This window comes from Afipia birgiae 34632, assembly GCF_000308295.2.
GTDB classification, from domain to species: Bacteria; Pseudomonadota; Alphaproteobacteria; order Rhizobiales; family Xanthobacteraceae; genus Afipia; species Afipia birgiae.
In genome coordinates this window covers 167140-179855 of the sequence record NZ_HG326653.1, presented here as the reverse complement: position 1 = coordinate 179855, position 12716 = coordinate 167140, and the positions used below count along the sequence as shown (strand labels likewise).

The following is a 12716-nucleotide window of genomic DNA, read 5'->3' as shown; positions in this document are numbered from 1 at the left end:
CTGTCCGCGTCCAGCCACTGAAGGCAGAGCCACGTAGTTGGCCCGGACGCTGACCCCAGCCTCCCGGACGACATGGCTGCGAACCACGCGCGCGGGCGCCGCATCCTGCTCCGCTTCAAAAGCGCCCTCGAGAAGCGCCCCTCACGAACAGGACGATGAAGAATATATTCCTAGGTCGAGACATGTCAAGGAGAGATCGGAAATCTCGACACGTCCCCGCACAGGCGGGGACCCATACTCCCTGAGTCATCGACTTGAGAAAGATGCTGAGCAATCGGCCATCACCACGACGTTTGGTGGTTATGGGTCCCGGCGTTCGCGGGGACGACATTGGATGTGTGGCAGCCGTCTCGTCTGCGGTGCCGGCGTTAGATGACGCCGCGCCTACAGCAGCAAATCCGTCAGATGCGCGATCAGCGGAATGTCCGCAGGCGGCATCGGATAATCGCGCAGCTTGTTGGCGCGCACCCATGCGAGCTGCTGGCCTTCGTGCGGCGTCACGGTGCCTTCCCACTTTCTGCAAATGTACAATGGCATCAGCAGGTGGAAGGTTTCATAGCTGTGGCTGGCGAAGGTGAGCGGCGCCAGGCATGGCTCTTCCACCTTGATGCCGAGTTCTTCCGCGAGTTCGCGGATCAGGGCCGGTTCCGGCCGCTCGCCGGGCTCCAGCTTGCCGCCGGGAAACTCCCACAGCCCTGCAAGCGTCTTGCCTTCGGGGCGCTGCGCGATCAGGACGCGGTTGTCCGCATCGATCAGTGCGCAGGCGACAACGAGGACGAGCTTGATCACGAGCGGTAGTCGCCGTTGATTGCGACATATTCCTTGGTGAGATCGCAGGTCAGCACGCGGTCGCGGCCCTTGCCGAGGCCAAGCCCGACCTTGATCTGGATTTTCGGCTGCTTCATCAGCGCCGAGACTTCCGCCTCGTTATAGGATGGATCGCGCGCGCCCTTGCTGGCGACGCGAATGCCGTTGAACGAGATCGAGAGCTTGTCGCGGTTGGCCGGCTCGCCGGCCTTGCCGACGGCCATGACGACGCGGCCCCAGTTGGCGTCCTCGCCCGCGATCGCGGTTTTCACCAGCGGCGAATTGGCAATCGACATCGCGATTTTCCGCGCGGATGTCTTCGACGCCGCGCCCTCGACAACGACTTCGACCAGCTTGCGTGCGCCTTCGCCATCGCGCGCGACCTGTTCGGCAAGATCGGCCAGCACGGCGTGAAACGCTTTGGTGAAGGCCTTCAACCGCGGATCGTTGGCGCGTTTGATCGCCGGCGCGCCTCTGGCGGCTGCGGCCCCCGTGGCGAACGCCAGCAGCGTATCCGAGGTCGATGTATCGCCGTCGATGGTCACCGCGTTGAACGTATCCCCGACACCGGCCTTGAGCAGCGATTGCAGCACGGCCGCGGACAGCGGTGCGTCGGTGAAGATAAACGCCAGCATTGTCGCCATGTCCGGCGCGATCATGCCTGCGCCCTTGGCCATGCCGTTGATGGTGACCTTGGCCTTGCCGAGCTTGACGGTCGCGGTGGCGACCTTCGGAAACGTATCCGTGGTCATGATCGCGCGCGCGGCGGTGTCCCATCCCTCGGGCGTCGCGGTCTTTGCGAGATCGTCGAGCACGCCGTTGAATTTCGTCGCGTCGAGCGGTTCGCCGATCACGCCGGTGGACGCCAGAAAGATCTTGGCTGCGGTGGTTTCAGCGGCCTTGGCGGCGATCGCGGCCGTCAGCGTCGTCGCCTGCTTTCCTGTTTTTCCGGTGAAGGCGTTGGCGTTGCCGGAATTGACCACCAGAGCGCGCGCCTCGCCGCCCTTGAGCTTGGCGCGGCACCAGTCCACCGCAGCGCTCGGGCACTTCGATTTCGTGAAAACGCCAGCAACGGTGGTGCCCTTGTCGAACAGCGCCAGCAGCACATCGGTGCGGTTCTTGTAGCGGATGCCGGCGGCCGCCGTCGCCAGGCGCACGCCGTCGATGTTCGGCATGTCAGGAACGTTGGTGGGGGCGAGCGGCGAGACGGCGGTGGACATGAGATTGGTGACCCTGAATCGAGGATTGTCAGTCGTCATGACCGGATTATTCCGGCCATCCACGTCTTACTTCCTCAATTGTGAAGGTCCTAAGACGTAGATGCCCGGGGCAAGCCCCGGGCATGACGTCAAGTTACTGAAGGTTCGGTGCGAAGTCGATTTACTTCTTCGCAGGGGGAGTCTTCGCCGCCGGCGCAGCCTTAGCATCGGGCGTTGCAGCCGGAGCAGCAGCGTCCGCCGGCTTGTCCAGGCGCTCGACCTTTGCTTCGGTTCGCAGCTTGGTGACGTAATCGGCCTGAGCCTTGCGCACCACGAAGGTCTGGATCTGGCCCTTCACCTGTTCGAAATCCGGCGGCTTGCGGTCGCGCTTTTCCTCGACCTTGATGATGTGCCAGCCGAACTGCGACTTCACCGGGTCGGAAATCTTGCCGGGATCGAGCGCGAAGGCGACGGCCGAAAATTCCGGCACCATCTGTTCCTTGGTGAAGAAGCCGAGATCGCCGCCGTCGGCAGCGCCTGGATCTTTCGATTTTTCCTTGGCGAGCTTGGCGAAGTCCGCGCCCTTTTCGAGTTCGGCCTTGATCGCTTTCGCCTCGTCCTCGGTCGGAACCAGAATGTGCCGGGCGTGAACTTCCTTTTCGCCCGAAACCTGCTTGGTTGCGTCCTCATAGACCTTCTTCATGGCGTCGTCGGTGACTGCGGCCTTGCCTTCGGTCGCGAGCAGGCTGTCCATCAGAAGGCGGTCACGCGCGAAGGCAATCTTCTGCTTGAAGTCCGCCGTATCGCCGACCTTCTTGGCTTCGGCCGCCTTGGCGACGATTTTCATGTCGATCAGGAACGAGATCAGATTCTCGCGGCGGGTCGACGGGTCCATCTGCTGAAGGCTGGGTCCCAGCTCTTCTTCAGCCACAGCAAGGTCGCCCTGGCGGATTTCGGCGCCGTTAACCTTTGCGATCACGGCATTCGCATCCTGTGCATGCAGCGGCTGGCCGATTGCCGTCACAACCGTGAGACAAGCTGCCGCAGCGGTGGTCAGAAGTCCAAATCGCAGTCCGAGTCCCAGTCCAGGTCGCACGCCCAGTCTGCTGAGAGGGGCCGTGCTGTTTGGAGAAACGGTCATGGAAAATCCTTATGGGGTCAAAGCTGGTGTCCCGTATCCGGCGTTCGCTGGATCACTGGGCGGGTTCGGGAGGCGGGACACTCGCCCAACCTCCGCCCGGAAGCAACGCGAAAAAGCCGCCAAAATCATGAAATCCCTGACAGGTTCGCGCGTTGACAAGGCTTTGGACGGCCCATATCTCTCCCCGCAGGCGCTCCTGGCTGCCGCGGGGCTTTGCCGCGGTCGAGCGGGTGAACCTCGGAATTCGCTTCCCGCACTCACGCTCAAGGACTCGCGCAAGGGTTTGTCCCCGCACGCAATTCCGGAGATACGCCTCATACGGGTCTGATATGGGTCTTGGGCTGCGGTGATCGCGGCCGCAAGGCCAAAATGCAAGACAGGAATGTTTCATGCTCGGCGCGCTCGCCCGCAAGTTTTTCGGCTCCTCAAACGACCGGCGGATCAAGGGATACCAATCCCGCGTCGACGCGATTAACGCGCTGGAACCCGAGATTGCAGCGCTGTCAGACGAGGCGCTGAAGGCGCGAACCGCCGAGTTCCGCAAGCAGATAGCGGAAGGCAAGACCCTCGACGATCTTCTCGTGCCGGCCTTCGCCACGGTTCGCGAGGCCGCCAAGCGCACCCTCGGCCAGCGCCATTTCGATGTGCAGCTGATCGGCGGCATGGTGCTGCACGAAGGCGATATCGCCGAAATGAAAACCGGCGAAGGCAAGACGCTGGTGGCGACCCTTCCGGTTTATCTCAACGCGCTGGCCGGCAACGGTGTCCACGTGGTGACCGTCAACGACTACCTCGCCAAGCGCGACGCCGGCTGGATGGGGCAGATCTATTCGTTCCTCGGCATGACCACCGGCGTGATCGTTCATGGTCTGGACGACACCGAGCGTCAGGCGGCCTATGCCTGCGACATCACCTACGGCACCAACAACGAATACGGCTTCGACTATCTGCGCGACAACATGAAGTACCGGCTCGAGGACATGGTCCAGCGCGGGCACTTCTTCGCCATCGTCGACGAAGTCGATTCGATCCTGATCGACGAGGCGCGCACGCCGCTGATCATCTCTGGTCCGCTCGATGATCGTTCGGAGTTCTACAACACCATCGACACCTACATCCCGAAGCTTGAGAAGACGACGGACTTTGAGGTCGATGAGAAGCAGCGCACGGTCACGCTGACCGAAGCCGGCATGGAGAAGATCGAGAACCTGCTGCAGGCAGCCGGTCAGCTCAAGGGCGACTCGCTCTACGACGTCGAGAACGTCTCGGTCGTCCATCACATCAATCAGGCGCTGCGCGCGCATTCGCTGTTCCAGCGCGACAAGGACTACATCGTCCGCGACGGTGAAGTGGTTATCATCGACGAATTCACCGGCCGCATGATGCCGGGCCGCCGCTATTCAGAAGGCCTGCATCAGGCGCTGGAAGCCAAGGAGCACCAGCCGGTTCAGCCGGAAAACCAGACGCTGGCTTCGATCACATTCCAGAACTATTTCCGCATGTACAAAAAGCTCGCCGGCATGACCGGCACCGCGGCGACGGAAGCGGACGAACTGTTCGACATCTACAAGCTCGAGGTCATCGAAGTCCCGACCAATGTGCCGATCGCGCGTCTCGATGAGGATGACGAGGTCTATCGCACCGCCGAGGAAAAGCATCGCGCGATTCTGGCGGAGATCGAGCTGGCCAACAAGCGCATGCAGCCGGTGCTGGTCGGCACCGCTTCGATCGAGAAATCGGAAGTGCTGGGCGAGTATCTCGCCAAGAACGGCTACAAGCAGATCGACTTCGGCAATCCCAAGGCGCTGGAAAAGCTCTATGCCGCGGCGCGCGCGGGCAAGCCGGCCAAGCTGTTCGCCGTGCTGAACGCGCGTTTCCACGAACAGGAAGCCTATATCGTCGCTGAAGCCGGCGTGCCGGGCGCGATCACCATCGCGACCAACATGGCGGGCCGCGGCACCGACATCAAACTCGGCGGTTCGCTGGAAATGCGAAGCCAGATCGAGACTGCGGACATCACCGACGAAGCGGAGAAGCAGGCCAAGATCGAGCAGATCAAGGCCGACATCGAGCGCTTCCGCGAGATGGTCCTGAAGTCCGAAGAAGTGATCGAGATCGAGCCTGCCAAGGGCAGCAAGCCGGCCAAGACCATCACCAAGCCGGGCGGCCTCTACATTATCGGTTCGGAACGCCATGAGTCCCGGCGTATCGACAACCAGCTCCGGGGCCGCGCCGGCCGTCAGGGCGATCCCGGCCGCACCAAGTTCTATCTGTCGCTCGAAGACGACCTGATGCGCATCTTCGGGTCGGACCGGCTCGATACCATGCTGACCCGTCTCGGCCTCAAGGAAGGCGAGGCGATCATCCATCCGTGGATCAACAAGGCGCTGGAGAAGGCGCAGCAGAAGGTCGAAGCGCGCAATTTCGACATCCGCAAGAATCTGCTCAAGTTCGATGACGTCCAGAACGATCAGCGCAAGGCGATCTTCGACCAGCGCGTTGATTTCATGCGCGATCAGGAAATCGCCGAGACGGTCGCCGATATGCGTCACACCCTGGTCGAGGATCTGGTCAGCAAGCATGTCCCCGAGCATGCCTATGCCGAGCAATGGGACGTTGCCGGCCTGCATGAAGAACTCAAGCGCGTGCTCGACCTTGATCTCCCGGTCGAGGAGTGGGCCAAGGAAGAGGGCATCGCCGACGAGGAGATGCTGTCACGCATCGAGCAGCGCGCGGACGAGCGGATGGCGGCCAAGTCGGCGCAGTTCGGCCCCGACGTCATGCGGTATGTCGAGAAATCGATCCTGCTTCAGACGCTGGATCATCTGTGGCGCGAGCATCTGGTGATGCTGGATCACCTGCGTCAGGTCATCGGCCTGCGCGGCTACGGTCAGCGCGATCCGTTGCAGGAATACAAGACCGAGGCATACAATCTGTTCGAAAGTCTGACCGCTCACTTGCGTGAAGCGGTAACCGCGCAACTGGTACGCGTCGAGATCGTGCCGCCGGACGAGCAGCCCGAATTGCCGCAGATGGAAGCGCACAAACTCAATCCGAATACCGGAGAGGACGAAATGGCGTTCGCGCAGGCCGCGCTTTCGTCAGTCCCCGCCGCCCAGCGCGATCCGCAAAATCCTGCGACGTGGGGCAAGATTGGCCGCAACGAGGATTGCCCGTGCGGCTCCGGCAAGAAGTTCAAGCACTGCCACGGCAAGTACGCCTGAACGGCGCCGCCGTCGAATAAAACAAAAACGCCGGTCATTCGACCGGCGTTTTTTGTCAGGTCAGTTGTTCCGTTTTAGCGGACGGTCGACCAGCGGCTGTCGAACGAATTGGCCGGCACCGCAGGCTGGGCTCCCGCCAGCGACTGTTGCGGCGCTGGTGCGGCTGCTGCGACGGCAGGGGCCGGAGCGGAAGGCTTGGCTTGCGGCTGGGCCTGAGCCTGCTGCGGACGCTCAAGCGGGATCACCCGCGCCGGCGTGCTCTTGGCGGCTTCCCTGGTCGGTCCAGCCGATTTCGCCTTTGGCGCGGCTGTGGCCGCGGCGGGCTTCGCAGGCGCTGCGGCAGGCTCGGGGTCCGAGCCGCGCAGGCCGACACTGCGCGAGAGCTTGCTCAGGAAGCCCTCCGACGAGCTTGCGCTGGCATTGGCCGACGCGGTGCGCGGAGCGGGCGTGGTGCTCGTGACTGCCACCATAGGCTCGCCGTTAGATGAGTTGGATGATGAGGCGAAGCTGAACGACGGCGCGGTTTCCGGCGCCTTTGGAACGGTCACATGCGAGGGCACGGTGCCCGGCGCGGGCTGATTCGACGCGACGGCGTAATCGGTGACGTCCCTGTCGATCGCAGCTTCGCCTTCCGGCAGCTTGGATGCAAACACCGGATGCATGCCGCCGTCGACGCCGGCTCGCGAACGCGCGGTCGGTGTGCCGCGTGAAACCAGTTGCGCGGTCTTCAATTCGTCCTGGCGCTGCTTGTTCTGAACGGCTTCGGCAATCTCGGGGGAAACCTGATAGGCCGGGCACTGGGCAGAAGCGTTGAAGGCGAGCGGACGGGTCGCGCCTGCCGGCTTCTCCGCATCGAAGACGTACTTCTTCTCGCAGAAGTCAACCTTCGGCTCCTGCTTCGTGACCTCGAAGTGATCGTTGCCTTCCTTGATCATCTTCCAGAACGCCATATGCGGGCTGTTACGGTGGCGGGCCATGTTCTGCGCCGTCATGCGGAACGGATAGGCCTGCACCTGAAACGCGTTCTGGCCGCCGAAGAAGGATTCGCGGCCGAGCGCGTAGATTTCGGTGATCTGTTCGTCGGTCATCGCGTAACAGCCGCGCGACGAGCAATCGCCGTGCACCATCAGCTGCGATCCGGTGCGGCCCCATGACTTGTCGTAGGCATTCGGATAGCCCATGTTGAACGACAGGAAATAGGCGGATGTCGGATTCATCTGCGCCGGCGTGATCGAATAGAAGCCTTCAGGGGCCTGCCGGTCGCCTTCCTTGATCTTCGGTCCAAGGTCTCCCGACCAGCGGCAGATCGGATAGGTCTTGAGCAACGCGAACTTTCCGTCGCGATTCTGCTTCCAGACCTCGAGTTCGGCTTCCTGCTTGAACAGGCGAACCAGCAATGGCGACGCCTTGTCCATGTTCTTGGATTCGATTTCCGCGAGCAGTTTGTCGGGAATCGGACGATTGGCTTTTGAGCTTGGCGAGAGCTGCTCGCCGTTGCATGCCGACAGTAAAACGCCGGCCGCGAGCGCAGCCGACGTGACAAGCGCGCGTACATGCGTGCGGTCGATCAAGACAAGCCTCCGCGGCAGATCGTCAATCCCCATACTCCGGCTAGACCCAAGACTAGACCCCAAGACCGGTGGCAGACCATCTCCCGACAAAGTGGCGCACAATAGGCGGCCGGAAAACGCTGCCCTCTAAACAGGTCGCATGTGTTTTCGTCGTAAAAGCGGCGTTCGCTTTTTGGCTAAAAACGTGCGTGACCAGTTGATCGATTATTAGCCTTAAATAGCCCCGGGTCGCAAGCCGAAGCGGCCGCAACCGGCCGGCATTGACGGCTTTATGGTCAACGCTAAGTAAATCAAAAGACTGGGGAAAAACGGCTGTTGCCGGAAGCGGGCCTGTCCAGAAAAAGCCACGATCTGACTGCGCAGCCGTTGCTCGCCGATTTTGGCGGCGCGCCGCGCTAGCCGAGCTTGCGGCCGATATCGAGGAACTTCTGCCGGCGCTGGGTCCGCACCGCCTTGGAATCGAGGCTTCGCAGGTCGTTGAAGGACTGGGCAATGGCGTCGCCGGTCCGGGCGACCATCGCTGCCGGATCGCGATGTGCGCCGCCCGGGGGTTCCTTCAGGATGGTGTCGATCACACCGAAGCGCGCAAGGTCCTGCGCGGTAATTTTAAGATTGGTTGCGGCTTCCTGGGCCTTGGCCGAATCGCGCCACAGGATCGACGCGGCGCCTTCCGGCGAAATCACGCTGTACACGGCATGTTCGAGCATCAGCACGCGGTTCGCTGTGGCGATCGCGATGGCTCCGCCCGAGCCGCCTTCGCCGATGATGACAGCGACATTGGGCACGCCGAGGTTGAGGCAAGCGTCGGTGGATCGCGCGATCGCTTCAGCCTGTCCGCGCTCCTCGGCGCCAATGCCGGGATAGGCGCCCGCAGTGTCGACCAGCGACAGCACGGGAATGCCGAAACGATCCGCCATTTCCATCAGCCGCACGGCCTTGCGATAGCCCTCGGGCTTGGCCATGCCGAAATTGTGCTTGAGCCGGGTTTCGGTGGTCGAACCCTTCTCCTGGCCGATCACGCAGATGCTCTCGCCTCTGAAACGGCCGAAGCCGCCGATCAGGGCTTCGTCGTCGCCGAACTTGCGGTCGCCCGCGAGCGGCGTGAACTCGGTGATGAGTTCCTTGACGTAATCCACGCAATGCGGTCGCAGCGGATGTCGCGCGACCTGGGTTTTTTGCCACGGTGACAGATCGGCATAAAGCTCGCTGAGCGCCTGCGCGGCCTTATCTTCGATGCGCGACACTTCTTCGCTGATGTCACTGCCGCTCGCGGCAAGCGCGCGCAATTCATCGACCTTCGAATCAAGTTCGGCGACAGGCTTTTCAAAATCGAGATAACTGCGCATCGGGTCCGGCATGTCGCGAATATATAGGGATTGTGGTGTTCAGGCGAAGGGCACCAGAAACGGTAATTTCCGTTCCGGGCAATGTCTGGAGCGCCTTTCAAGTCAAGAAGCGGTCCCAAGTCAAGCGCCGCGGTGAAAAGTGCCGATATTGCTAGTGTCCCGACTCCGAAGTTCGCCCTGTTTTGCGGCATTTTTCATAGCGAACTTCGGATTCGAAGGGACACTAGCCAAATGTAATTCCAGTGTGGTTTTGGTTCGCAAGGCCGCAAACGGAGCGTGCTTGGAGAACGATGCGGCCTTGCGAACCACCACACTGGTGCTTTTCAATGGGGTCATTTGTCCGCCAGCGGATGCAGATCGCGCACCAGGCTCTTCAGTCGCTCCTCGACGATATGGGTATAGATCTGTGTCGTGGAGATGTCGGTGTGGCCAAGCAGCGTCTGGACGATTCGCAGATCGGCTCCATTGTGCAGAAGATGACTTGCAAAGGCGTGGCGCAGCACATGCGGACTGACGAGGCGCGGCGCGATGCCGGCGGCCGCTGCAAGCTCCTTGAGGTCGCGTGCGAAGTGCTGCCGCGTCAGATGGCCGCTCTCGCCCGACGATGGAAACAGCCACTTCGAGACCGCGGACGATTTCTTCTGCTCGCGATGCGTGGCTTCCAGCGCGGCAAGATAGTCCGCCATGGCCTGCTTCGATGTTTCGTTGAGCGGGACGAGGCGTTCCTTGTTGCCCTTGCCGCGTACGACGATCATGCGGGCGTCACGCCGCGCGGCTGACACCGGCAGGGCAACCAGTTCCGAAACGCGCAATCCGGTCGCGTACAGGATTTCGAGCAGGCAGGAGAGTCGCAGCGCGCGCAACTTCTGCAGCGGCGACTGTTCCGGGGAATCCGCTAGCGCCTTCGCCTGCGTCAGGAGGCGGTCGACATCCGCAATGGACAAGACCTTCGGTAGCGCACGTCCGCGCTTCGGGCCGGACAGGATCGCGGCCGGATCGTCCGCGCGCATGCGCTCGCTCAGAAGAAAGCGAAACAGATGCCGCGTCGATGACAATTTGCGCGCGACGCTCGACGATTTGAATCCGCGGGTATCGAGATCGCCGAGATAGTCGCGCAGCATCTGCGTATCTGCATTCTGGAAGGTCGATTTGCGGCGGGCGAGAAAACCGGACAGGTCTTCGAGATCGCCGCGGTAGGCGTCGAGCGTGTTGACGCCGGCGCCCTGTTCGGCCGCAAGCATGTCGAGAAACAGGGCGGTCAGCCGGCTGTCGGAAGATTTGTCGGATGGCATGATCCTCCCGCCGCCTATCGCTTGAGGAATTTGTCGGGCGGAACGCTGACCGTCATCTCGCGCGGCTTCGGATTGACGAAATTGGCGAGTGCAAAGATGCCGCCGTAGATCAGCCCGCCGAGCACCGCGACGACCGTCAGGAAGCGAAACAGGGTGGGCATCGAATGGGCCTCGAATTACCGCCGGACTGCCGGCCGGGATGCCGTGTTAACCAGCGGAACGCGGCGTTCAGCGGCTCCAAAGTACCAACATGTTCGCGCCGGTTCGGCAAGAGTCTCCAGCAGCCCGACGTTCGCTCTAGCGGCGGTAACAGGAGGAGTAGTATAGGTGACTTCTCAGCCGCATTTGCGGCCAACCGAGCCAGAGATGACCGAAAGTGCGGCCAGGCATCAGGACGGCATGACACGCGAGGCCGACATTGTCGCCGCCCTGGGTGGCCGCCCGATTGTGCTTGTCGGCATGATGGGGTCGGGCAAATCGACCATCGGGCGCCGTCTCGGCGTGCGGCTTCACATGCCGTTTCTCGATGCCGATCATGAAATCGAGATCGCGCATGCGGGCATGACTGTCAGCGAAATCTTTGCGCAGCACGGCGAGCCGTATTTTCGCGACGGCGAGGCGCGTGTGATCGCCCGCCTGCTGGAGGGCGGTCCTTGCGTGATTGCGACCGGTGGCGGAGCGTTCATGCGCGACGAAACGCGTAACCGGATTCGCGCCAAGGCCATCTCGATCTGGCTTCAGGCGGATGGCGATGTGATCCTGAAGCGGGTCAAGCGCCGCGCCGACCGGCCCCTGTTGCAGACTGCCGATCCTGCCGCGACCATCGAGCGCCTTATCGGGGAGCGCAGTCCTTTCTATCAACTCGCCGATCTGGCGATTGCATCGCGCGATGTACCGCATGAAAAGATCGTCGACGAATGTATCGACGCGCTTTCTGCGTATCTGCTATCTGGCCGCGCGCCGTCCTCTTCCTCAAGCGAAACGCGATGACAGCCCCACTCAAGAAGACAAGTCCGGTGACCATAGGTGTTGCCCTCGGAGATCGCGCTTATGACATCGTCATCGGCCGTGATGTGTTGCCGTCGCTCGGCCATCGCGTCGCTGCGCTGCGGCCTGGTGCGCGCGTCGCCATCGTGACGGATCGCACCGTCGCCAAACACTGGCTCGGAAAAACCGAGGCGGCTCTGGCTGATGCCGGCATTGCATCGTCGCGGATCGTTGTGGGTGAGGGTGAGGCGTCCAAAAGTTATGCGGTGTTGCAGGAGGTTTCCGAGGGGCTGATCGCAGCGAAGATCGAGCGCAACGATCTGGTGATTGCGCTGGGCGGCGGCGTGATCGGCGATCTTGCAGGATTTGCGGCGTCGATTGTCCGGCGCGGCGTCGACTTCGTGCAGGTGCCGACATCGTTGCTCGCGCAGGTCGATTCGTCGGTGGGCGGCAAGACCGGAATCAACTCGCCGCATGGCAAGAATCTCGTCGGCGCGTTTCACCAGCCGGTGCTGGTGATCGCGGATACCGCGGTGCTCGACACGCTGCCGCCGCGCCAGTTTCGCGCGGGCTATGCCGAAGTTGCAAAGTACGGTGTGCTGGGCGATCTGGAATTCTTCGACTGGCTGGATGCCAATCATGCGGAGATTTTCGCAGGCGGTGCGGCGCGCGAACGCGCCATCGCCGCCAGTTGCCGCGCCAAGGCGGCGATCGTGGCCCGCGACGAGCGCGAAACCGGCGACCGCGCGTTGCTCAATCTCGGGCACACCTTCGGCCATGCGCTGGAGGCTGCGACCGGTTTCTCCGATCGCCTGTTCCATGGCGAAGGCGTCGCTGTCGGCATGGTGCTGGCCGCGGAATTCTCGGCACATCTGAAGATGATTTCCGCGGCGGACGCGGCGCGTGTGCAACGTCACCTCGCGTCGGTCGGCCTGCCGACACGGCTGCAGGATATTGCAGGCTTTCAGCAGGAAGGTCTCTCCGATGCCGACACGCTGCTCACGCTGATGGCGCAGGACAAGAAGGTGAAGCGCGGGCGGCTGACCTTCATTCTGCTCGAACAGATCGGCAAGGCCGTGATCGTCAATGATGTCGATCCGCCGACAGTTCGCGATTTCCTTCAAGAAAAGCTATCGGGGTGAGGGCGAT

Annotated in this window: 10 protein-coding genes; 3 read left to right on the top strand and 7 right to left on the bottom strand. The window is 62.2% G+C overall.

Going from position 1 to position 12716, the window contains the following annotated elements; all coding sequences use genetic code 11:
- Nucleotides 1–384: 384 nt before the first annotated feature.
- The 3 genes from BN32_RS14745 to BN32_RS14735 form a co-directional block, all read right to left on the bottom strand.
- Nucleotides 385–789: a (deoxy)nucleoside triphosphate pyrophosphohydrolase gene (locus tag BN32_RS14745; protein ID WP_019199566.1), complete on the bottom strand. Its 405-nt coding sequence runs from the start codon at nucleotides 787–789 to the stop codon at nucleotides 385–387.
- Nucleotides 786–2027: a bifunctional glutamate N-acetyltransferase/amino-acid acetyltransferase ArgJ gene (gene argJ / locus BN32_RS14740; RefSeq protein ID WP_040426751.1), complete on the bottom strand. Its 1242-nt coding sequence runs from the start codon at nucleotides 2025–2027 to the stop codon at nucleotides 786–788. The genes BN32_RS14745 and argJ overlap by 4 nt, the downstream gene beginning before the upstream one ends.
- Before the next feature lie 160 nt (nucleotides 2028–2187).
- Nucleotides 2188–3147 (bottom strand): peptidylprolyl isomerase, encoded by a 960-nt coding sequence (locus tag BN32_RS14735; protein WP_082757500.1) that lies wholly within the window; start codon nucleotides 3145–3147, stop codon nucleotides 2188–2190.
- A gap of 389 nt (nucleotides 3148–3536) precedes the next feature.
- On the opposite strand from BN32_RS14735, the gene secA reads away from it, so the two are divergent.
- The gene (secA, locus tag BN32_RS14730) at nucleotides 3537–6371 is read left to right on the top strand and encodes a preprotein translocase subunit SecA (RefSeq protein WP_019199569.1); all 2835 of its coding nucleotides are present in this window, start codon (nucleotides 3537–3539) and stop codon (nucleotides 6369–6371) included.
- A 74-nt stretch (nucleotides 6372–6445) separates the two neighbouring features.
- On the opposite strand, the gene BN32_RS14725 is transcribed toward secA, so the two are convergent.
- The 4 genes from BN32_RS14725 to BN32_RS14710 form a co-directional block, all read right to left on the bottom strand.
- A complete protein-coding gene (locus BN32_RS14725) occupies nucleotides 6446–7942 on the bottom strand; it encodes a L,D-transpeptidase family protein (RefSeq protein WP_019199570.1) in 1497 nt (498 codons plus the stop codon).
- A 395-nt stretch (nucleotides 7943–8337) separates the two neighbouring features.
- Nucleotides 8338–9300, bottom strand: coding sequence for an acetyl-CoA carboxylase carboxyltransferase subunit alpha (locus BN32_RS14720; RefSeq protein WP_019199571.1), 963 nt, complete (start codon nucleotides 9298–9300; stop codon nucleotides 8338–8340).
- A gap of 320 nt (nucleotides 9301–9620) precedes the next feature.
- The gene (gene xerD, locus BN32_RS14715) at nucleotides 9621–10580 is read right to left on the bottom strand and encodes a site-specific tyrosine recombinase XerD (RefSeq protein ID WP_019199572.1); all 960 of its coding nucleotides are present in this window, start codon (nucleotides 10578–10580) and stop codon (nucleotides 9621–9623) included.
- 14 nt (nucleotides 10581–10594) lie between these two features.
- Complete coding sequence (locus BN32_RS14710; RefSeq protein ID WP_019199573.1) at nucleotides 10595–10741, bottom strand: hypothetical protein; 147 nt, start codon at nucleotides 10739–10741, stop codon at nucleotides 10595–10597.
- 205 nt (nucleotides 10742–10946) lie between these two features.
- Between BN32_RS14710 and BN32_RS14705 the strand changes: the two genes are divergently transcribed.
- Both BN32_RS14705 and aroB read left to right on the top strand, forming a co-directional pair.
- Nucleotides 10947–11570 carry a shikimate kinase gene (locus tag BN32_RS14705; protein ID WP_019199574.1) on the top strand — a complete coding sequence of 208 codons (624 nt, stop codon included), beginning with the start codon at nucleotides 10947–10949 and terminating at the stop codon, nucleotides 11568–11570.
- Nucleotides 11567–12709 carry a 3-dehydroquinate synthase gene (aroB, locus tag BN32_RS14700; protein WP_019199575.1) on the top strand — a complete coding sequence of 381 codons (1143 nt, stop codon included), beginning with the start codon at nucleotides 11567–11569 and terminating at the stop codon, nucleotides 12707–12709. Before BN32_RS14705 ends, aroB begins: the two co-directional genes overlap by 4 nt.
- The last annotated feature ends 7 nt before the right edge of the window (nucleotides 12710–12716 follow it).